The organism is Streptomyces sp. NPDC091416 (assembly GCF_044756845.1).
Classification (GTDB): Bacteria; Actinomycetota; Actinomycetes; order Streptomycetales; family Streptomycetaceae; genus Streptomyces.
In genome coordinates this window covers 947,681-966,380 of record NZ_JBIVTU010000001.1, presented here as the reverse complement: position 1 = coordinate 966,380, position 18,700 = coordinate 947,681, and the positions used below count along the sequence as shown (strand labels likewise).

23 protein-coding genes and 1 pseudogene are annotated in these 18,700 nt (G+C 71.9%); 4 read left to right on the top strand and 20 right to left on the bottom strand.

All coding sequences use genetic code 11. From position 1 onward, the window contains the following. Positions 1 to 3: 3 nt before the first annotated feature. The 13 genes and pseudogenes from ACIQMX_RS04260 to ACIQMX_RS04200 all read right to left on the bottom strand — a co-directional run bounded on the left by ACIQMX_RS04260 (position 4) and on the right by ACIQMX_RS04200 (position 12,154). A complete protein-coding gene (locus ACIQMX_RS04260) occupies positions 4 to 270 on the bottom strand; it encodes a hypothetical protein (protein WP_363066985.1) in 267 nt (88 codons plus the stop codon). Positions 271 to 385: 115 nt separating this feature from the next. Next, positions 386 to 1,261: a peptidoglycan-binding protein gene (locus ACIQMX_RS04255; RefSeq protein WP_402474810.1), complete on the bottom strand. Its 876-nt coding sequence runs from the start codon at positions 1,259 to 1,261 to the stop codon at positions 386 to 388. 34 nt (positions 1,262 to 1,295) lie between these two features. After that, positions 1,296 to 1,565, bottom strand: a complete 270-nt coding sequence (locus tag ACIQMX_RS04250; protein WP_363066987.1) for a hypothetical protein — start codon at positions 1,563 to 1,565, stop codon at positions 1,296 to 1,298. A 112-nt stretch (positions 1,566 to 1,677) separates the two neighbouring features. Further along, positions 1,678 to 1,890, bottom strand: a pseudogene (locus ACIQMX_RS04245) (hypothetical protein); the annotation flags it as partial. Between the two features lie 83 nt (positions 1,891 to 1,973). After that, positions 1,974 to 2,837 carry a peptidoglycan-binding protein gene (locus ACIQMX_RS04240; RefSeq protein WP_363066988.1) on the bottom strand — a complete coding sequence of 288 codons (864 nt, stop codon included), beginning with the start codon at positions 2,835 to 2,837 and terminating at the stop codon, positions 1,974 to 1,976. Between the two features lie 135 nt (positions 2,838 to 2,972). After that, positions 2,973 to 4,421, bottom strand: coding sequence for a phage tail protein (locus ACIQMX_RS04235; protein ID WP_363066989.1), 1,449 nt, complete (start codon positions 4,419 to 4,421; stop codon positions 2,973 to 2,975). Between the two features lie 295 nt (positions 4,422 to 4,716). Then, positions 4,717 to 5,463 (bottom strand): hypothetical protein, encoded by a 747-nt coding sequence (locus tag ACIQMX_RS04230; protein WP_363066990.1) that lies wholly within the window; start codon positions 5,461 to 5,463, stop codon positions 4,717 to 4,719. Positions 5,464 to 5,466: 3 nt separating this feature from the next. Further along, complete coding sequence (locus ACIQMX_RS04225; RefSeq protein WP_306071312.1) at positions 5,467 to 6,591, bottom strand: hypothetical protein; 1,125 nt, start codon at positions 6,589 to 6,591, stop codon at positions 5,467 to 5,469. Positions 6,592 to 6,601: 10 nt separating this feature from the next. Further along, on the bottom strand, positions 6,602 to 7,807 hold the full coding sequence (locus ACIQMX_RS04220) for a hypothetical protein (protein WP_363066991.1): 1,206 nt from the start codon (positions 7,805 to 7,807) through the stop codon (positions 6,602 to 6,604). A gap of 97 nt (positions 7,808 to 7,904) precedes the next feature. Beyond that, positions 7,905 to 8,852, bottom strand: coding sequence for a phage distal tail protein (locus ACIQMX_RS04215; protein ID WP_363066992.1), 948 nt, complete (start codon positions 8,850 to 8,852; stop codon positions 7,905 to 7,907). 174 nt (positions 8,853 to 9,026) lie between these two features. After that, a complete protein-coding gene (locus ACIQMX_RS04210) occupies positions 9,027 to 10,310 on the bottom strand; it encodes a hypothetical protein (RefSeq protein WP_402474804.1) in 1,284 nt (427 codons plus the stop codon). Continuing rightward, complete coding sequence (locus tag ACIQMX_RS04205) at positions 10,307 to 11,500, bottom strand: phage tail protein (protein ID WP_363066994.1); 1,194 nt, start codon at positions 11,498 to 11,500, stop codon at positions 10,307 to 10,309. Before ACIQMX_RS04205 ends, ACIQMX_RS04210 begins: the two co-directional genes overlap by 4 nt. An 81-nt stretch (positions 11,501 to 11,581) precedes the next feature. Further along, positions 11,582 to 12,154, bottom strand: coding sequence for a hypothetical protein (locus tag ACIQMX_RS04200; protein ID WP_402474801.1), 573 nt, complete (start codon positions 12,152 to 12,154; stop codon positions 11,582 to 11,584). 188 nt (positions 12,155 to 12,342) lie between these two features. Here ACIQMX_RS04200 and ACIQMX_RS04195 point away from each other — a divergent pair, with 188 nt between their 5' ends. Beyond that, positions 12,343 to 12,732 carry a hypothetical protein gene (locus ACIQMX_RS04195; RefSeq protein WP_363066996.1) on the top strand — a complete coding sequence of 130 codons (390 nt, stop codon included), beginning with the start codon at positions 12,343 to 12,345 and terminating at the stop codon, positions 12,730 to 12,732. Continuing rightward, a complete protein-coding gene (locus tag ACIQMX_RS04190) occupies positions 12,711 to 13,166 on the top strand; it encodes a hypothetical protein (protein WP_363066997.1) in 456 nt (151 codons plus the stop codon). Before ACIQMX_RS04195 ends, ACIQMX_RS04190 begins: the two co-directional genes overlap by 22 nt. Before the next feature lie 64 nt (positions 13,167 to 13,230). Here the strand turns inward: ACIQMX_RS04190 and ACIQMX_RS04185 are convergent, their stop codons facing one another. From ACIQMX_RS04185 to ACIQMX_RS04170, 4 genes are all read right to left on the bottom strand, one after another. Beyond that, positions 13,231 to 13,578 (bottom strand): hypothetical protein, encoded by a 348-nt coding sequence (locus ACIQMX_RS04185; protein ID WP_363066998.1) that lies wholly within the window; start codon positions 13,576 to 13,578, stop codon positions 13,231 to 13,233. A gap of 65 nt (positions 13,579 to 13,643) precedes the next feature. Beyond that, entirely contained in the window at positions 13,644 to 13,934 is a 291-nt protein-coding gene (locus ACIQMX_RS04180) for a hypothetical protein (RefSeq protein WP_219574545.1), read from the bottom strand. Between the two features lie 185 nt (positions 13,935 to 14,119). Further along, the gene (locus ACIQMX_RS04175) at positions 14,120 to 14,716 is read right to left on the bottom strand and encodes a phage tail protein (protein ID WP_363067000.1); all 597 of its coding nucleotides are present in this window, start codon (positions 14,714 to 14,716) and stop codon (positions 14,120 to 14,122) included. 232 nt (positions 14,717 to 14,948) lie between these two features. After that, on the bottom strand, positions 14,949 to 15,359 hold the full coding sequence (locus tag ACIQMX_RS04170) for a hypothetical protein (RefSeq protein ID WP_363067001.1): 411 nt from the start codon (positions 15,357 to 15,359) through the stop codon (positions 14,949 to 14,951). Between the two features lie 320 nt (positions 15,360 to 15,679). On the opposite strand from ACIQMX_RS04170, the gene ACIQMX_RS04165 reads away from it, so the two are divergent. Beyond that, positions 15,680 to 15,961 (top strand): hypothetical protein, encoded by a 282-nt coding sequence (locus ACIQMX_RS04165; RefSeq protein WP_363067002.1) that lies wholly within the window; start codon positions 15,680 to 15,682, stop codon positions 15,959 to 15,961. A gap of 284 nt (positions 15,962 to 16,245) precedes the next feature. Here the strand turns inward: ACIQMX_RS04165 and ACIQMX_RS04160 are convergent, their stop codons facing one another. From ACIQMX_RS04160 to ACIQMX_RS04150, 3 genes are all read right to left on the bottom strand, one after another. Next, on the bottom strand, positions 16,246 to 16,521 hold the full coding sequence (locus ACIQMX_RS04160) for a hypothetical protein (protein WP_363067003.1): 276 nt from the start codon (positions 16,519 to 16,521) through the stop codon (positions 16,246 to 16,248). Then, entirely contained in the window at positions 16,518 to 17,303 is a 786-nt protein-coding gene (locus ACIQMX_RS04155; RefSeq protein ID WP_363067004.1) for a hypothetical protein, read from the bottom strand. The genes ACIQMX_RS04160 and ACIQMX_RS04155 overlap by 4 nt, the downstream gene beginning before the upstream one ends. 70 nt (positions 17,304 to 17,373) lie before the next feature. Further along, positions 17,374 to 17,655, bottom strand: coding sequence for a WhiB family transcriptional regulator (locus tag ACIQMX_RS04150; protein ID WP_402474795.1), 282 nt, complete (start codon positions 17,653 to 17,655; stop codon positions 17,374 to 17,376). Positions 17,656 to 17,973: 318 nt separating this feature from the next. On the opposite strand from ACIQMX_RS04150, the gene ACIQMX_RS04145 reads away from it, so the two are divergent. Next, on the top strand, positions 17,974 to 18,426 hold the full coding sequence (locus ACIQMX_RS04145; RefSeq protein ID WP_363067006.1) for a helix-turn-helix transcriptional regulator: 453 nt from the start codon (positions 17,974 to 17,976) through the stop codon (positions 18,424 to 18,426). Positions 18,427 to 18,700 lie beyond the last annotated feature (274 nt).

Here is an 18,700-nt window from a genome sequence, read left to right as displayed (position 1 = left end):
CTCTCAGCGTGGGCCCAGGCTCCACAGGGCCAGGACCACGGTGACGAGCGCGGTGAGGGCGCCGATGCCGGCCAGCGGCCAGCGGCGGCGTTCCAGTTCGCCCAGCCGGATCTCGTGGTCGGTGAGCTGTCTGTCGCTCTGGTCGCTCCGCTGGACCAGGAGGGCGAACGCGCCGTCCACCCGGGCGAAGCCGGCCTCGGCCGTGCCCCGCAGGCGTTCCAGTTCGACGGCGAGGACCGAGGAGGTCTCCTGACGGGCCGGTCCGCTCACCGCACGGCCCCCTCGTCGTACGCGGCGGCCGGGCCGGCGTCGCGGAGGCGCGTGCCGGGCACCGCCTGATCCGAACGAGGGGTTCGAGGCGTCTCCATGGTGTGATCACGCCCTTTCAGGAGGAGTGCGGGACCTTCAGAGCCGCCCAGGAGGCGCTGCCGGGCCAGCCGTCGGCGTCGGCGCCGCTGTATCCGAGCCTGCGCTGCCACTTCGCGTAGCCGGCCCGGTCGGCCTCGGTCCACCGCGGGCCGGGGCCGGACCTGTAGGCGGAGCAGCCCACGGCGACCAGCCGTCGTCCCATGGCGGTGACGATCGCCGATGTCGGCGACGCCTTGAACCACGCGGTGCCGGGGAATGGCTGGAGTGCGGGGCCCGCGGCGCCGCCCGGGCCGGGGTCCGACGCCAGCCGGGCCGCGATCCGGCCGCGCAGGGACGCCATCGTGAAGCCGGCCGGGTCGATCTTGGCGTCGGTCCACTCCTTGTGCCCGATCACCGAGGCGGCGCTCCAGCCGTGCGCGCGGCACAGGGCGGCGGACACCCTGGTGATGGCGGTGAGCTGGGCCTCGGGCCAGGGGTCCTTGCCGTTGCCGAGGTTCTCGCACTCGAAGCCGTAGAAGTGGGTGTTGCCGTCGGCGGTACGCCCGTGCGGCGCGGGCAGGACGCTCCGCTCGGCGACGACGGCCGCGAGCACGCCGGCGTCGCCGGAACCGGCATGGTTGGCGCGGCCGTTGCCGACGAGGTGGACGGTGCCGTCCTTGGCGATGACGCCGTGGCAGAGCGGGCCGGGCAGGCCGGAGTGCCCGTTGTAACAGAGGGCGACCGTGGCGGCGGTGCCGGAGGTGACCGTGTGATGGATCATCACGCCGTTCACCGGGCCCCAGGCGCCCTTGGTGTTGCGGTTGTGGGTGCGCCAGCCGCTGTGCTCGACGACGGTCAGGCCCTGTGACCTGAGGGCGGCGAGCAGGGCGGCGGCGGTCAGGGGTGTGGCCATGAGGGTCCTTGGGTGGTGGGCGGGGTGGGGACCGTCAGCGCGCCAGGACGTCCCACAGGGCGAGGAGGGCGACGGCGAGAGCGGTGAGGGCGCCGACGCTGGCCAGCGGCCAGCGCCCGCGTTCCAGCGCGTCGAGCCGGGCCTCGTGGTCGGTGAGCTGCCGGTCGGTCCGGTCGCTGCGCTGGACGAGCAGCGCCAGGGAGCCGTCGACCCGGGCGAAGCCCGCTTCGAGGGTGCCGCGGAGCCGTTCCAGCTCGCGGGCGTCGGCGACCGGGTCGTGCGCGTGGGCGTCAGCCGGCGTCATGGGCAACCCGGGTCGCGGTGCTGGTGGCCGGGTCCGGTCCGGTGGCCGGCCCGGCAGCTCCGGTGGTTGCGCCGGCGTCGGCCGCGGTCCCGCCGGCCGGTGCGGTGGCCGGGTCCGTCGGGGTCGTCAGCCAGTCGGGCAGCAGGGCCTGGACGGCCGGGAGGGCCATCGTCCGGGACAGCAGGCCCGAGACGGCGAGGGCCACGCCCACCCAGGGCAGCGAGCGCGGCAGGGCCCCGCTCTCCACCAGGGCGGGCAGGGCGACGGCGATCCCGACGGCGGTCTGCAGGACCGTGCGCAGGGAGCGGGTGGTGGCATGGGACATGGAATGCCTTTCCGTGCGGTCGTGCGGCCCCCGGGCGCGCCACACGGCGGTGAGCCGCGGGCGCGCCGCGGGAGCGGGGAGGGTCAGGCGGTGTACGGGACCTGCAGCGCGGTCCACGAGCCGGCGCCCGGCCAGCCGTCGGCGTCCGCCCCCGTGTAGCCGAGCTTCTGCTGCCACAGCGCGTACGAGGCGCGGTCGGCCTCGCTCCACTGCGGGCCCGGGCCGTCGGCGTAGGCGGAGCAGCCCTCGGCGATCAGACGGCCGCCCATCGCGGCCACGATCGTGGAGCGGGGCGCGGCGGTGAAGAAGGCGGCGCCCGGGAACGGCTGGTAGCGGGTGGCGCTCCCGCCCGGGGCGGCCGCCAGCAGCGCGGTCACCCGGGAACGCATCGACGCCATGCTGAAGCCCTTGGGGTCGATCTTCTGGTCGGTCCACTCCAGGTGGCCGATGACCGAGGCGGCGTGCCAGCCGTGCGCCCGGCAGATCGCGGCCGACACCCGGGCGACGGCCTCCAGCTGCGCTTCGGGCCACGGGTCGGAGCCGTCGCCGAGGTTCACGCACTCGAAGCCGTAGAAGCGGGTGTTGCCGTCGGTGTTGTTCTGGTCCGGCGCCGGGAGCGCGGTTTCGGCGATGACGGCTGCGAGCACGTCGGCGTCGCCGGAACCGGCGTGGTTGGCGCGGCCGTTGCCGACGAGGTGGACGGTGCCGTCCTTGGTGATGACGCCGTGGCAGATCGGACCGGGCAGATCGGTGTAGCCGTCGTAGCAGAGCGCCACGGAGTCCACGGTGGCAGAGGTGACGGTGTGGTGGACGATCACGCCGTTGACCGGGCCCCAGGCGCCCTTGGTGTTGCGGTTGTGGTTGCGCCAGTCGCCGTACTCGACGACGTTCAGCCCCTCGGCGGTCAGGGCGTTGACGAGGGCGTCGGCGGTGAGGGGGGTTGCCATGGTGATGGCTCCTTCCGGAGGTTCGAGATCGCGGGGATCCGTGGGACGTGGGGGCCGGCCGGTGCGCGCGGGTCCGGGACGGACGCGCGGGTGCGGCGGACGGCCGGCCCCCGTGGGTGCGCCGGTGGTGTCCGGTCAGGAGACGGCGGCCCAGATGGCGTTGGTGTCCGCGACGACGGTGGACGGGGTGAAGGAGGTGGGCAGCGAGGTCTGGCCGGTGGCGGCGAGCCGTGCGTGCCGCACGAAGCGGTTCGGCATCCGGGCGCTGCCGCCCGGGTTGTTGCCGACGCTGGCGCCCACCATGAAGGCAGGACCGTTGGTCTTCGGGTCCGGGCCGTTGATGAGCAGCGCCACCCAGTAGTTGCCCGCGGCCGCCGCGTAGGCCGTGGTCAGCTTCAGCACGAAGGTGGCGCCTTCGGTCTTGGTGATCAGCTTGTCGAGGGTGCCGGTGAGCCCGACCCGCGCTCCGGCGCTGGTGTAGAGACCGGCGTACGAGGTGGCGGCGAGGCCGGTACCGACGAAGCCGGGGACGTAGAAGACGACGTTGGTGACGGTCGCCTCGGTGGTCAGCGGGACACCGATCAGGTAGACGGTGCCGCTGATGCAGTACTGCGGATTGACCACGGAGGACGCCGCCGGGTCGAACGCCCAGGCCTTGAAGCCGAGGGAGGCCGGCGTCCAGGTGCCGGAGGAGGCCACGGTGTCCACGTACGAGCGGCGGACCAGCTGGTTGGCGTCGACCGGGTCGGCCGGGACGGTGGGGGCGGTGGAGAAGGTCTTGGCTCCGTCGATGGTCTGCGCGCCGCTCAGCAGGACGGCCTGGTCGGCGGAGACGGCCCCGAGGTCGCCCGACGTCAGGGTGATGGCGCCCGTCTGCCCGTTGACCGAGGTGACGGGCGCGGCGCCGATTGCCAGGTACCGGGTGTCGGCCGAGGCCGGGGTGAGCGCCCCGAGGTCGGCCGCGGCGAGGGTGACGGTGCCGGTCTGTCCGTTGACGGAGGTGACGCCTTCGCCGGTGCCGTCCGGCAGTTGGGCCTTCGGCACCTTGCCCTCGGCGTCGAGCTGGGCGACCCCGCCCGCCTGACCGGCCGCGGAGGAGGCGACGGCGCCGACCTCGGAGGCCAGCAGGATGATGTCGCCCTCGGTGTGGCCGTTGACCGAGCGGACCGGGCCCGCCGGACCCTGCGGCCCCGGCTCGCCCTGCGGCCCGGCCGGACCCGGCACGGTCACGTACTGGGCTCCCGCCGGGTCGGCGGGAGCGATGTCGGCGAGGTCGATCTCCGGCACCGTGGCGGACAGGGCGATGCGGTAGGAGCGGTTGCGGCCGGCCCCGGCGATCCGCTCGGTGACGGTGTAGGTCCAGCCGAACGGGTTCCAGCCCTCGGCGTCGGTGGCCGGGAGCGTGACGTCGATGCGGCCCTCGGCGTCGAGGGCGGCGAGCGTGGGGCCGCCGACGAAGAGGTCGGCCTCGGCATGGGTGAGCAGCACCGGCGGCTGGAACTCGACGTTCCCGCTCAGCGGGCGGCCGTCGAGGGAGAGGTACTGGGCGGTGAGATGGACGGTCGGGATGGATTCGGGCAGCACGAGAACTCCGGTGTGGTCGGGGAAGTACGGGCAGGGGGGCGGGCCGGCCCTCCCGCGCCGAGGGGCGGGAGGACCGGCCCGGGGTGGGGAGCGCCGGATGACGGGTGGGCCGGGGGCGGGCGGGGCGGAGCCGGGTGGCGCCGGGCGGGCCGGTCGGTGCGCCCGGCCGCAGCCGGACCGCGGCACCGCAGGTCAGGGCCGGTCATCGCAGGTCAGGGCCCGTAGGGGCCGATCCGGCCGATCCGGCCGATTCGGCCGATCCGTACGGGGCGCCCGGCCATGACTGCTGCGAGGGCTAGGACTGCACCCCGTACAGCCCGCGCGGCCCGCAGGACACGGTGTCGCCGGCGGCCGCCACCTTTGCCTGGATCTCGAACGACACCGGGTCGCCGAAGGAGGCGGGCAGGTCCTCGACCAGGGTGGCGGTGAGCTGCACGGTCTGCCCCGCGGTGCCGGTGAGCGTCTGTTCCGCGCCCACCACGGTGCCGTTGACCAGCAGCCGGACGGCCGCGCCCACGGTCCCGGACGCGGCCAGGACGCAGTACACCTTGGGGTGCTGGGCGAAGCCGGGGCCCGCGTAGAGCGTGGTCCAGTCGGTGGAGCCGGTGGACTCCCAGCCCGTCGTGCCCACCGGAACCGGGGTCGGGAAGGGCAGATAGGGGCGGGCCAGACCACCGCGGCCGGAGTCGGTCGCCAGCACGGTGTCGCCCCGGTGGTCGAGGACGCGCAACACCTGCACCGGGGAGTTCACCGGGTCGGTCGTGATCAGGGACAACGCCATCGAACCGTCGTCGCGCCGCAGTTCCAGGCCCTGCTGGTACGACTCGGCCGCGCTGTCGCGGTCCGGCTGCACCCGGCCGACCAGCAGCAGGTCCTCGCCCAGTGAGGTCCTGGCGCGGATCCGGCCCCGGTCGCCGACGACGACGTCGCCGCTTCCGACCTGGTTCATCGCCGGGCTGCTGTTGGCACTGGCCATCAGCCCCCGGATGCGGCGTTCGATCTCCCGGATGCGGTCCAGGAGGTCGGTGGGAATGGTGGCCATGTCCTACACCCCTTCCAGGTAGAGGGTCGCGGTCTCGGCCTTGGCGCGCTGCGGCGGTTCCACCGCGAGGCCGACGATCCGGTACTGCTCGTCCTGAGGCTGCTGGTGCCACAGGTCACGCAGCCGCAGCCGGATGCGGGCGCCGATCAGCGCCGGGGTGATCCGGCCGTCCAGCCGCACGGTGATCTCCGGGATCATCTCCGGCATCCGCTGGCGGGCCAGCTCGGCCCCGGCGAGGGACCGCAGCGTCGCCTCGTCCGTGACCCCGCTGTGGTCCGAGGTGAGCTCCAGCCGGGGCCAGCCGGCCGCCAGGTCGGCGGGCGACTCGACGGAGACGGTGAGCGGCTGGGACTCCTCCGCCTGGTCGGTGTTGGGCGAGTCCCCGCGCGCCACCCACACGTCGGCCTGCACGGTCGAGTCGGCCGGCAGGCTGTAGGTGATGACCTGGCCGGGGTGGTCCATCACGATGTCGGAGGCACCGGCGGTGATCAGGGGGTGTCCGAGCTGGAGTCGTTTGGCCCGGCGGCCTGCGGCGTCCCGGTAGCAGTGCACCCGCCACTCGAAGCCGTCGGCCAGCCGGGACAACTGGTCCAGCACCTCCCTGACCCGGGTCAGGGAGGAGTAGGCGAAGAAGCAGTCCCGCGCGATGCCGGACATCTCGTTCCCCAGCTGGATACCGATGTCGCCGCCCGGCTGCTCCTGGGCGTGCGCGACGAGCAGCCGCGCGATCTCGAACTGGTCGAGCGCCGTGTAGGAGATGTCCTGCGCCAGGATGCGGTGGTCCAGGTAGGAGTCGAAGGTGCCGGCCTGGAACTGCACCTGGAGCCGGCCGCGTTCGTCGCTGGACGGGGTGCAGGTCCAGAGCACCCCGCCCCACCAGATGTCGCCGTCGCGCTCCAGCCACACCGCGGTGCGGCCGGGCACCAGCGCCGCCCGGGCCCGGCGGGCCAGGGCGGCGTCCGGCAGCGGGACCGTCGCCGACAGCGATCCCGACTTGCCGATGTAGTCGTCGAACTTGGTCTCCGTCAGCGGCAGCACGTCCACCACCTGGTCGGTGCGCAGATCGCAGAAGACCGCCCGGTAGACGGGGGTGAGCGGGGTGTACGCCGTACGGGGCGAACTCGTCACGCGGCCCTCCTCAGAGCATCGGGTCGACGCGGATGAACCGGTTGTCGAACCAGTGGTTGTTGGTCGTGACGCTGGAGGAGTACGCGGAGACGGCGGTGTACTGGGCGCCGGCCTGGAGGCCGGTGACCGGGAACACGGTGCTCACGGACTGGTTGCCCCGGTTGGTGTCGACTGCCGAGCGCGTCTCCTCCGCGCCGAGGCCGGTGACCAGGACGCCGTCCTTGCGGATGTTGGCGGACATCCGGCCCCAGCCGCCCTCCACCGACGGCTGCCCCTGGAACCCGAGGTGCACGAGGACCTTCCCGGAGACCGGGGCGGTGAACGTGGCGGTGATCGTCGCCCCGGTGGTGCCCGTCAGCGCCTCCGACCAGGTGGTGGTCTTGCAGTAGCCGCCGTCGTTGTTGTACGCGAACGCCGGGCTCGGGAACGCGAGCACCCAGGCGGTGCCGCTCCACCGCTCCAGGCGGCCGTTGTTGTCCCGGTACTGGCCCACGTACCCGCCGGTGGCGAGCTGGCCGGTCGGGACGATTCCGCCGATCTGGCCGGGGTAGCCGACCCAGTTGCCGCCGTCCCAGCGCTGCAGCTGGGTGCCGATGTCGCGGTACTGGCCCGGGTAGGCGCCGATCTCGTTGGTGTTCCCGTACAGCGGCAGGATGCCGCCGGCGGCGACCGTGCTGGTACGCAGGTTGGCGACGGCGGAGGCCCAGGCGATGCCCCCGGTGCCGACCGAGGCGCCCGCCGGGACCTGCACGGTCGCCAGCGGCAGGGAGGCGGGCGGGGTCAGCGGGACCTGCGGATTGCCCTCGGCCGCGCCCTGGACGATCTCCAGGACGGCCTCGGTACGGCCGGTCTTGTCGACCTGGGCGTCGTAGATCCGCAGGACGAGCAGGTCGATGCGGGGGTTGTTGGCGTCGCCGTCCGCGAAGACCATGGTGGTGTAGTCGGTGAGGACGACCGGGTAGGCCCCGGCAGCCTCGCCGCCCTGCACCACCGCCCGGCCGGGAGCGATCGTCGCGGTCATGCCGGCGGTGGAGCTGAACACGTAGAACGCGGACATCAGGGACTTGCCGTCGGGCGAGCCCGGGATGATGCCGCCGCGGCTGGCGAGTCCGCTCGTCGGGGTCATGGTGCCGGTCGGGGCGAGCCGGGTGTCGGCGCGGGACTGGCCGGACTCGGCGTCGGTGCGGTTGACGAGCCATGCGCTGCGCACGGGCATGAGGTCCTCCTGGAGGGATCTGCGGGACTGTTTTCTCGGCGGGGCTGCGGGCTGCTGCGGGGCCGTGGAACGGGGAAGGGGAGCCGGCGGTGGCCGCTCACCAGTGCCCGTCGCGCCAGCGGACGGTGACGGAGGCGTCCGGGGACGCGGTGACGTCGTCCGACCTGAAGGCGAGGTTCGTGGTCCCCGGCTCCAGCTGGAACGACTGCTCGGGCGATGAGTCCGGGGTGGCGGTGTAGATGCGGGACGCGGTGTCGTTGAGCAGCACCGTGCCGCTCTCGGTGTCGACGGTGAGGATGTCCCCGGCGCCCAGCGCCAGGTCGTACTGGAGCTGGCGCCCGTCGGAGAGCCGGGTCAGAGAGGGGCGCTGCACGGGTCCGCGGAACTCCACGACGGGACGCACCGAGGCGCCCCCGTCGTTGACCGCCGTGATCGAACCGGCGGTGCCGTTCGCACCCCAGGTCAGTGGCCACACCAGACCGGACCCGGCGTCGTCGTCCCAGACCATCCCGGACTCGCTGACCGGCAGACCCGTGACGGCCTCGTGCCGGACGGCCCCGTAGCGGCGGGGGTCGGTCGCCGTCCACTGGATGCTGACCTTGGCGAAGCCCTGCACGGCGTAGGAACGGTCCTGCGGTACGACGCGGCGGCTGACCCGGGCACGGACCGCGAGGGTCTCGCCCAGCAGCCGGACGGCGAGCCAGCGCTCCTGGCCGTCGGGACCGGTCGCGGCGCGGAAGCGGGTGGCGGTGGCGAGCGGATCGGTCCCGGCGGGCGGCGCGAGCCAGACGGTCGCCCCGATCAGACGGGGCTGCGCCCAGCGGTCGCCGGGCCAGGATCCGTGCTGGTCGGGCCGGAGCACGTCTCCGAGGTCCAGCTCGGGCAGGTCTTCCCAGCCGGTCACGCCGGTGCGGTCGACCGGGTAGGGCGTTCCGGCGCCCATCAGGAGCCCGCCCCACTGGATCTGGCCGTCGCGGGTGATCAGTGAGCCGGGGGTGGTGTCGTCGGAGAGGGGCGTGGGGAGGGTGGAGACGGAATCGGCCATGTCGGGCCGTCACCTCGCTTCGGGGCTTGGCGTACGGGCGGGGTTGCCGCGGAGTGCGGAGCCCGGGCGGTCTCCGGACATGCGGGAGCGCGGCGGGGCGGGTCGGGGAAGGGCGTGCGGCCGGGGCTCTGCGGTCCCTGGGCTCGGGCCGCCGGGAGTGCGCGGTCCCGGGGCTCAGGCCGCCGTGCGGTACAGGAAGAGCAGGTCGTCGGCGACGGTCATCGGGCTGCTGCCCTCCCGTTCCTCGTAGACCCGGACTCCGGGGCGGCCTGCGAAGAAGGCGGGCCCGGTGGTGGCGGAGGCGCCGGAGGGTGCGGGGAGGAGCCGGTCGAGCCGGGAGAGCGGCTGCACCGAGGAGGCTCCCGGAACGGCTGCCGGCAGCACGACACCGCCCTCGGCGAGCTGTGGGATCTTCGACAGGTGCACGCCGAACTTCTTGCCGAAGAAGCTGAAGCTCAGGTGGTTGAGACCGTCGATGATCCAGTTGGCGAAGGCGATCAGCCCCTTGACGGGCCCGGTGATGACCCCGGCGACGGTCTGGATGCCGGTGGACATGAATGTGCCCATGCCGCGCAGCGACTTCGACATGGCGTCGCGGACCCGGGTGAAGGCCGAAGGCAGCGTCTTCGTCAGCCAGTTCAGGATCGGCTGGATGACGCCCTTGAAGCCGTTCCAGGCCCCCTTGACGACCGAGGTGACCGCGTGGGTCGCCGTGGAGACGGTGCTCCTCGCGCCCTCGAAGCCCGCCTTGAGTCCGGAACCGATCGTCTTCAGCACGGAGCCGACGGTGCTCCGCACCCCCTCGAACACCTCGGAGACGGTCGCGGCCCAGCCCTGGACGACAGGCGCCATGAACGCCCAGACGGCCCGGAACATGTCCAGGGCGGACCGGAAGACCTGCTGGATCACCTTCTGGCCGGTGGCCGAGTTCACCGCGTAGTCGATGAGCAGGGCGACCAGCGGGGTGACGATGCCGAGGACGAAACCGAGCGGGTTCGCCTTCATGGCCGTGTTGATGCCGGTCATGACGACGGATCCGACCGTCATGGCGGCACCGAAGAGGGTCATGGCCTTGGTGACCGTCGGGGTGTACTTGCCGAACAGATCGCTCAGGGATCCGAAGGCCCCGGCTCCCGCGGCGAGTGTGCCCAGGACCCCGACGGGTCCCCGGATCCTGGCGGCACCGGCGCGGATGCGCGTCGCGGCGGTGGCGGCGGACGCGCCGGCCCTGCGGACGGAGCTCCCCGCCCGGGTCGCCGCCGTGCGCAGCCCCCGGAGGGCGGGAGCGGTGCCGGCCGTCAGCGTGGCCACCCTGCCGAGCGGCGTACGGGCCCCGGCAAGGCCGCGCCGCAGGCTCTGGACGGAGGTGCCCGTCCCGAGGGCCGCGGTACGGAAGTTGTCCAGGGCGGCAGCGGGCTTGGCGCCGCCGGACGTCGGGTCCCGGCGGGCGCGTTTCATCCGCGGGCCTTGGAGAGGAAGAGCAGGGCGCTGGCGGTGTCCTGGAGGCTGCTGCTGGACGCCTCGTAGTACTGCTCGATGTAGAAGCCGCCGTCGGTGGCGGCGGCGCCGTTGCCGACCTGGCCGGCCCGGGTGGTGTGGCCGAGCAGCCGGCTGAGCTTGGAGAGCGGCAGCACGGCCTCGGCCTCGCCGGCCTCGGCGACGATGGTGTGCACGCCGCCGTTGCGCGGCTGGACGATGCCGCCCTCGGCGAGGCGGGGGATGGTCGGCAGGTGGATGCCGAAGGACTTGCCGCCGACGACGGGCACCCAGCCGGGCACCGAGACCTTGATGCCGTTGAGTTTGCCGATCGCGGAGTTGATCAGCCCGATCACGGCGTTGATCGGGCCGCTGACGGCGCCCTTGATCGCGCCGAACGCGTTGCTCGCGATGGACTTCAGGCCGTTCCAGGCACTGGAGAGCTTGCTCCTGACGGCGCTGAACGCGGCCGGGACGACACTCCTGATCCAGTTGACCACCGGGGAGATGACGGACTTGATGCCGTTCCAGACGGTGCTGATGACCTTCTTCACGGCGGTCATGGCCGTGGTGATGATCGTCTTCCAGAGGGTGAAGTAGGTCTTGATGACGGTCGCGACGGCCTTGACGACGACCGAGACCGCGGTCTTGATCCCGTTCCACACGCTCTTCATGAGCTTGCCGGCCGCCTGCATGATCGGGCCGACGGCCTTCATCACCGCGGTGATCACGCTCTTGATGACGCCGAACGCCGTCTTGAGGACCTTCTGCATGGTCTTCGACTGCATCGCCATGTCGACGACCTTGGCGATCAGCGGGGCCAGGAGCGCCATCAGTACGCCGATGAGGTTGCCCTTCATCGACTTGTTGAGCCCCTTCATGCCCTTGTCCGCCTTCGCGGCGCCGGTCTGGAAGGTGCCGATCTGCTTCCCGCCGGTCTGCCCGGACTTCCCGGCCCTGGTGACGGACTTCTCGGCCTTGTCCGCCGCCTGCTGGAGCGACTTCAGCTCCTTGGCGGACTGCTGGGAGGAGGCCTTGATACTGGTGATCCCGCTGTTGCTGCTCTGGGTGCTCTGCTTCAGGCCGTTCGCCGCCCGGCCGGCCTGGTCGAGATTGGTCTTGAAGCTGCGGAGACTGTCCGAAGCCCGTTTGAGCGTGGCTGTGAACGCCATTCCATGTCCAATCGTTCATGGGCCCGTTCGGCCCGTCGGCGGAAAGCCGGCGGCCGGTTGTCGACAATCGGATGCCGAGCGTCAGGCGAACTCGGCGAGAAGCCCGTCGACCTTCGTGTGCAGGCCGCCGATGGCGGTGTCGAGTTTCTTCGTCGCTGCCTCGATCCTTGCGACCGAGCGGTTCGTCCACTCCGTGTCGGGGGCTGTCATCTGCGTGACTTCGGTGCTTTCGAGTTTGGGTAGTCCGTGCTTGGTCGTGCCGAGCTTCTTTCCTTTCGAATCAAGGAGGTTCTTCAGAGCGACATCGAATTGGATGAGCTTCAGGCCGAGGGCGCCGACGAGCGCGAGCCCCAGCGTCACGGCTGTCGTCATCGAGAACGACGAGGTGGCGAGACTCTTGACGCTTTCCACGATTTCCTTTCCCACAATGCCCTGCAGGAAGGTCTCGATCGCGCCGGGTTCGGCCTTCTTCTCTGCAGCTGGAGCGGCCGCTGCCGTACCCGTGGAGGACTTCTTCAGTTCGGAGATCTGCCTGGCGATGTACTCCTCGGTGGCCAGACGGGTCGGGCCCTTTCCCGGGATCGAGTCCTGGATGCCCTTTACCGCTTGCAGGATTTCAGCATCCTTGGCGAGAAGATCTTCGTTCGTTGTCATGGGGCCGCCTTCCGTAGGTGTTGGTGCCGAGCCCGGTCCCGGGTGCGGGTCTAAATGTTCCCTTCCAGGACATTTACACAGGATGGTCCTTTTGTTTCCCAGGCCCTCTTCCTGTGGCAGTTCAGCTTGTTGCCACGGTGGTGGCGTCGTGTCATCATCTTGGAAAAAGAAAGTCCGGAGGGTCTGCAGTGTTCAGTGTTCTCGGTTTTGTCTTTGCCGTCGCGATTCTGGGTCTCATTGGATTCGGAATTCCCTATATCCGGCAGGCTCCGCTGCGGAAAAGGGGTGTGCGCACCTGGGCGTGGGAGGCGTCGAGGTCGGTTCCTCAGGACGGGAAGGTGACTGTGCGATATGGCTATGACGGTCGCGACGGCGGGTTGCACAGTATTGGAATGACCGGCCTCACCACGCTGCCTTCGGGTTCGCAGGAGATCGTGTACGACCCGCAGAATCCGAAACGTGCAGAATTCGTTTCCCGTATGCCGGAGGATGCGAGTGGACGACGCAACGTCCTCGTTGCCCTGTGGGTGGTGGCAGTGGTCTCGTTCGTTCTGGGGTGTATCAGCGCGGCGGCCTGATTTTCGAGCGCCGTGAAGCAGAACCGGCTGGGGGGTTGGTACTGATGACTGCTGTCTCGTTTTTTGTTTTCGCTATTGCTTTCTTGGCTCTTCTCGTCTCGGGTGTGCCGTTCCTGACACAGGCTCCGCTACGCAAGCGGGGTCTTCAGGTGATGGGCTCCGAGGTCGCACGCAGGATTCCCCGCGAGGGGAAGATCGACGTTCAGTACGGATATCTCGTGGCCGGCGGGGAGCAGCACACTCTCTGGCGGCGCGGAATGTCGATCGAACCGCCCGCGCTGACGGGAATTGTCTACGACCCCGAGAATCCCAAGCGTGCCGATTTCACCGCCGGTATGCCGGAGAACGTGGCGGGGCGGCGCAACTATCTCCTGAGCCTGGTCGCGGTGGAGATCGTCATGGTGGCGCTGATGGTCGTCGGCGTCATGAGCTGAGAGGTCTGCGCGAACTGCGCCCGCCGGCCGCCCCGGGAGCACGGGGACGGCCGGCGGAGGCGTGTCAGCCGAAGAAGCGGGCCAGTTCCGAAGGGCTCGGAACGGCTTGCGGCCCGTCGGCGGACGAGGTCTCGCCGCCGCCGTCCTCCGTCTCGGCCGGGTCGCCCGGGCGCGGTACCGGAACCGGCTGGTCCGGCGGGTCGGACTCTCCGTCGCCGTTGACGACGGAGAACATCCAGTTGGCCGCGGCGAGATGGTCCACGACGGCCGCCAGCAGATAGTCGGTGACCGTCCAGTCGGCCGCCTCGCCGTCGGTCTCACGGATGGTGGCGCTGTCCCGCGGCAGATGCTTGATCAGGAGCGCCAGCCGCCGGGAGGAGAGCCCGCCCCGGTGCCAGTCGAGCAGGTCCACCCCGTAGTGCCGGAGCAGGTCGGCTTCCAGAGCCTCGGCGTGTTCTTCGGCGAACGCGACGAGGCTCAGTCTTCCCCCAGGCCGAGCCCGGTCTCCTTGCCGTATGCCTCCAGGATGGCGGCGATGTCCTGCATGGTCACGTCGAGCTGCGCGAAGCGGCTGAACTGCTTCTTGCCCAGCAGGAGTTCGAGCAGCCCGTCGACGTCGTTGTCGTCCAGGCCGCGCAGTGCCCTGGCGGTGACGCGGGTCAGTTCGGTCGGCAGTTCGAAGGTGTCGCCGTCGATGGTGAACGACCAGGAACGGCCGAGGGCCTCCATGCGCTGGGCGCGGGCCGCTGACACGTCGAAGGTGGCCATGGGGTCTCCGTTTCGGGAAGGGGGCCGCACCCCGGCGGCCCCGGTCGGGGTGCCGTGGTGCGGCGGTGCGGTTCGGCGGATGCCGGGTGGTGCGGTGTCCGGTACGCGATGACGTGCCGCGGGGCGCCGGGGCGGTGGCGCCGGCGCCCCGCGGAGCGGAGCCCCCTGATGCCGGGGGCGCCGGGTCACACCGTGGCGTAGGCCGGGTCCTTCATGACGAAGGTCGCCAGCGGCTGGGTCTCGCCGGAGGACAGCGCCGTGAAGGTGACCCCGAGCGAGGCCGCGGCCTTGCGGGCCAGCTTGATGTCGTCCGACGCGGTGACCTGGCCGCGCGGGATCACGAAGCGGTAGGTGACGTCCGCCCCGTCGTGGAACTCCAGGCCGAGGGCGCGCTCGTCGAACTGCGGGCCGTCCGGCACGTCGTAGGAGTAGACGCCCGGGTTCTCGGTGGCGTTCACCGCCGAGACCGCGTCGCCGCCCATGAAGAACGGCAGGGTGTCCTCGTTGAACTGGAGCATGGCGAACTTCAGCGTCAGGTCCCGGTCCGCGTAGATGAAGCGGGCCGGGCTGACCGCCTGCCACGTCTCGACCGGGTCGAGCTTGTCCTTCTTGGAGAAGGTCACGCCGTCGGTGGACGTGTAGCCGAGGTCCCGCCACACCGAGCTGTCCCAGTCGGCCGACGGGTCGTTGGAGAAGGCCGTCGGCGCCGGGGTGCCGGCCTTCGCCACGAGGATGCGGCCCGTTCCGGCGATGCGGATCTCGGACGAGTTGTTACCAGCCATGAAGGTGGCTTCCTTTCCAGGGGTGGTCGCCCCCGTGCGGGGGCCGCCGTATCCGGGGCGGGTACGGCGAAGGCCCCGCCGGATGTCCGGCGGGGCCTGGTCGTTGGGGCGTCACGTGCGTGCCCGGGTGAGCGGGCCGGACGCCTGGTGCGGTTCGTACGGGCGGTGGGGACCGGCCCGCAGGGAGTGCGGGTCAGCCGGTCCGCCTGTCGGCCCGCCGGCCGGAGCCGGGTCAGTCCGTGCGGACGGTGAAGCGGAGGATGCAGAGGTACCGGTTGGCGCCCGCGTAGATGTAGTCGGGCAGCCACCGGGGGCCGTCCTCCTCGATCACCTCGCTGACGAACGAGGTGCCGAAGACGGTGCCGGTCGCGGCCAGCAGGGCGGCGCGAGCCGCGTTGGCGAGGGTGTGGGCCACCGACTTCTGCGGCCCGTAAACCTCCAGTTGGATCAACGGGCGGTCCACATGCAGGTCGTCGACCCAGGCACCGCCCATCCGGGAGATCAGTACGGCCTTCTGTGTCCCGTCGAAGCCGGCGGGCGGGGCGTCGTCGACGTACGCGTCCGCCAGTTCCGCGCGGGTCTTGAGCAGGTCACGCACGATCGCCTGGACGTCCGGGAACGTCCCTGGCGCGGATGAGGGCATGTGGGGTCACTCCTTTGTACGGGCCGGGTACGGACGTCCGTGCGTACGGCCCGTACACACGCCGGACACGACGACGGCGGAACCGTGCCTCTCGGAGGGAGGTGGGCACAGCTCCGCCGCTGCACTCATAGTGATCCATAGATTGCGTGCGCGCAACCAACTTCGCGCCGATGCGGGGCTGTCGAGTTCATATGCCACGTGGTCGCGTGTGGTTCTGCGCTACCCTGAACAATTACTCGAACATCTATTCGATCGAGACTGAACAGAGCATGGACCGACGCAGCTTAAGGACGGTGTGGGGTCGTGACGACGAACAGCGAATGGACGCCGGTCCCCGGCAGCGAGCAGTCGTGGTGACGGGGGAGCCGGCGCAACGGCTTGCCGATGTGGTGGCCGCCGCCGTCACGGTGGCCGCGGAATCGGCGGAAGCCGGCTGTTACACCGGAGAGATGGGAAGAACCCTGGCCGCGGTCGTGGGCGAGTTCGGAGCCCGGATCGTCGGAGAGGCCGAACTGCGCGGCTTCTCCACCGGCTGGCAGGAGGCGATGGCCGCGAGACCCGCCGGAGCGCGGCCCCTCCGCACCGACCCCGCGCCCGCCTGACGGCCCGGCCCGGCGCGGGCCGAATGCGCGGCGCACGGCCGCGGGCCACTCGTACACCACGCCGGAACGGCGCCGCGGGCCCGCGCCCGCCCCCATGGACGACCGGTCCGCCGCCGGCCCGATCGGCAGCCCCTGAAGCCGAACCGAACCCGTGCGCCGCGCTCCCGAGCGCGCCCCGCGGGTCGTGTCCGCAGCCGTCCGCGCCCGGCCACCCGGCCGCGGACATGCGAACGCCCCCGGCTCCCTGTGCGGGAACCGGGGGCGCGTGCCGGGTGGGGGAGTGTTCAGCCGAGCGGCGCCGAGGCCGGCCGGGACGCGGCGGGGCCGGCGGTGGCGGAGGTCCGGCGGCGAGGCGCGCGGCGGGCGGCACGCTCGGCGGCGAACACGTCCTCCAGCCGGTAGAGATGGCTCCTTCCCTGCTGCCCGGAGGGCCGCAGATGACCGAGCTGCACCCACTTCCTGATCGTCGCGGGCACCACCCCCGCCTCCTGGGCGGCCAGGGCGCCGGTCACCAGAGTGGCGCCGGTGAGCGTGTCGTACGGGTGCCGGTGGGAGGTCATCGGGCCTCACCCGTGTTCCCGGCCCCGGCGGACGCCACGGCCCCCGAGGCCGGCCGGACGTCTCCCTCCCAGAGGTGGCGGAAGGCCGGATCGGTCGCGCAGTCGCACGCCTCGTCCCCGCAGCGGCACGCCGGATTCACGCAGAGCACGGCTCCGCGGTCGGGGAAGGCGCGCAGGGAGACCGAGTCGCACCAGGGGCAGCGTCCCGGCAGCCGGACCATCGTCTCCGTCTCGCCCAGGGCCCGGGCGCACCGCCGGGCCATCCGGCGCAGCTCGTCGCGGGCGTGCCGGGCGAGCGTCGGGTCGGAGGCGGTGTGCGTCAGGAGTCCGGCGATCCGGGCGAGCCTTTCGGGTACGGGGGCGCGGCGCGGACGGTCGGATCCGAGCCGGCCCAGCAGCGCCTCCTCCAGTTCCACGACGCCGTCGCTGATGTCGCGCAGCGCGTCCGAGATGTGCAGCCGTACGGGGGCGGCCGAGGGGCCGGGCACCGCCAGCCCGCGCTGCTCGTTGCGCAGCGCCTCCTCGCGTTCCGTACGGCTCAGCGCGGCACGCGCCGCCCGCTCGGCGGGGCCCGGCGCATGCCGGACGCTGGGCGGGCGACTACCGGCCGAGGGCGCCAACTCGCCCAGCAGGTCCGGGAAATGACGGGACAGGCTGGCGGCCCAGAGCGCCGCGTCCCGGGCGATGCCGATGCCGTCCGCCTCCTCGGCCGGCCGGAAGCGGTCCGTCCCGGGCTGCCCGGCGTGCGGGCCGGCGGCTCCGAGATCCTTCAACTCACCCATGGCGGGCCCTCCTTCTGCGCTTCTTCGGTGTGCTTCTGCATGTGCTGCGGGTTGGGTGCCGGCCGGCCCGTCAGGCTGCCGCCCGGCGATGCCGGCCGCGCCGCGTGCCGCGGTCCAGGGCGACGGGCCGGCCGTTGCGCCAGAGGCGTCCCGCGCACACACCGTCGAACCAGCTGTCGGCCGGCGCCACTGTCTCCTCGCACCGCCCGGCGACCGGGCAGCGGGCGCAGGCGCCGAGGGCGGGCGCGGCATCGGCCGGATTCCGGGCGAAGACCGTCTCCGGGGGCAACCCCAGACAGGCGGCCGACGCGGTCCAGGTGTCGGAGGGGAGTGAGAGGAATGACGGGTCCATGGAGGCTCCTGGTGCGCGAGCGGTGTGACGGACAGGGATGGGGCAACGGGTGGGAGTGGGCCGGTGGCGGGAAGTGGCGCAGCGGACAGGAGAGGGATTCAGCCGGAGATGCACAGTGACAGATTGCGTGCGAGCGCGCAACGTATTACGGAGAGGCCGCCCTCGCGCGATCGACTACACAGCGTCGCGGGCGGGTCGCCATATGCGCAGGTGGGGGCGCGTCTACAGAGGATCTCCACATTGCGCGCGCAAAAGCGCATAATTATGTGCGCGCAAGCGCGGTAGCCTGGGATTCGCTTCGGAGGGAGGCGAAGGCCTGTGACCGTCAGTGAACTGGAGCAGTTCGCGGCCTGGATCGAAGACGTGATCCGGCGGCGTGGATACGACATCGACAGCCCGCGCGGCGGCGGCAAGTCCCGTCTCGCCGACGAGGCGGGCGTCCACCGGGCAGCCATCACGCGGCTGTTGCAGCGGCAGAGCATGCCGGACCTGGAGACGATGCGCAGGCTCGCGCACGTCCTGGGCCTTCCGGTGCGGGAGATGCTCATCCGCTCGGGCCGGCTCACCGAGGACGAGCTGCCCATGCCCCGGACCCCGGCCGGCCCCGGCCCGCAGAGCACCGGCAACGAGCGGATCACGCTGGAGGAGGCCGCCACGGCGCTCGGCGTCCCGGCCGACCAGCGGGAGATGTTCATGCGGGTCGCCGGGCAGTTCCTGCCCGTGGGCCCGGTGGAACAGGAGCTCCCGGCCCGGCGGACCCGACGGGGCTGAGGCCCGGCGGCGCATCGCCCGTCCTCTCCTCGCCGCGTCGGCACTCTCCGACGCGGCGGCACTCTGCCCGGGCCGGCATCGTGCTCCCCGCGCACCGGCGGCCCGTCCCGTACGTCGTTGCCCCGCCCGTGCACCAGCGGCGGACGCCCTCGCGCCTCCCCGTCTCCATCCCGCCCCCACCTGTGTCCCGCCGCCGTCCACTGCCGCGAGCCGCCGCACAGGCGTGATCGCTAAGCTGTTCCCGGTCCGTTCGGGGGAGGGGGCCGGTCGTCGC

Excerpts from the sequence above, each read along its gene's own strand:
- ACIQMX_RS04165 (WP_363067002.1), top strand. The coding sequence starts at position 15,680 with ATGGACGCCGGTCCCCGGCAGCGAGCAGTCGTGGTGACGGGGGAGCCG.
- ACIQMX_RS04175 (WP_363067000.1), bottom strand. The coding sequence starts at position 14,716 with ATGGCTGGTAACAACTCGTCCGAGATCCGCATCGCCGGAACGGGCCGC.
- ACIQMX_RS04170 (WP_363067001.1), bottom strand. The coding sequence starts at position 15,359 with ATGCCCTCATCCGCGCCAGGGACGTTCCCGGACGTCCAGGCGATCGTG.
- ACIQMX_RS04160 (WP_363067003.1), bottom strand. The coding sequence starts at position 16,521 with ATGACCTCCCACCGGCACCCGTACGACACGCTCACCGGCGCCACTCTG.
- ACIQMX_RS04250 (WP_363066987.1), bottom strand. The coding sequence starts at position 1,565 with ATGACGCCGGCTGACGCCCACGCGCACGACCCGGTCGCCGACGCCCGC.
- ACIQMX_RS04200 (WP_402474801.1), bottom strand. The coding sequence starts at position 12,154 with ATGACAACGAACGAAGATCTTCTCGCCAAGGATGCTGAAATCCTGCAA.
- ACIQMX_RS04230 (WP_363066990.1), bottom strand. The coding sequence starts at position 5,463 with ATGGCCACCATTCCCACCGACCTCCTGGACCGCATCCGGGAGATCGAA.
- ACIQMX_RS04180 (WP_219574545.1), bottom strand. The coding sequence starts at position 13,934 with ATGGCCACCTTCGACGTGTCAGCGGCCCGCGCCCAGCGCATGGAGGCC.
- ACIQMX_RS04150 (WP_402474795.1), bottom strand. The coding sequence starts at position 17,655 with ATGGACCCGTCATTCCTCTCACTCCCCTCCGACACCTGGACCGCGTCG.
- ACIQMX_RS04215 (WP_363066992.1), bottom strand. The coding sequence starts at position 8,852 with ATGGCCGATTCCGTCTCCACCCTCCCCACGCCCCTCTCCGACGACACC.
- ACIQMX_RS04210 (WP_402474804.1), bottom strand. The coding sequence starts at position 10,310 with ATGAAACGCGCCCGCCGGGACCCGACGTCCGGCGGCGCCAAGCCCGCT.
- ACIQMX_RS04205 (WP_363066994.1), bottom strand. The coding sequence starts at position 11,500 with ATGGCGTTCACAGCCACGCTCAAACGGGCTTCGGACAGTCTCCGCAGC.
- ACIQMX_RS04255 (WP_402474810.1), bottom strand. The coding sequence starts at position 1,261 with ATGGCCACACCCCTGACCGCCGCCGCCCTGCTCGCCGCCCTCAGGTCA.
- ACIQMX_RS04155 (WP_363067004.1), bottom strand. The coding sequence starts at position 17,303 with ATGGGTGAGTTGAAGGATCTCGGAGCCGCCGGCCCGCACGCCGGGCAG.
- ACIQMX_RS04220 (WP_363066991.1), bottom strand. The coding sequence starts at position 7,807 with ATGCCCGTGCGCAGCGCATGGCTCGTCAACCGCACCGACGCCGAGTCC.
- ACIQMX_RS04240 (WP_363066988.1), bottom strand. The coding sequence starts at position 2,837 with ATGGCAACCCCCCTCACCGCCGACGCCCTCGTCAACGCCCTGACCGCC.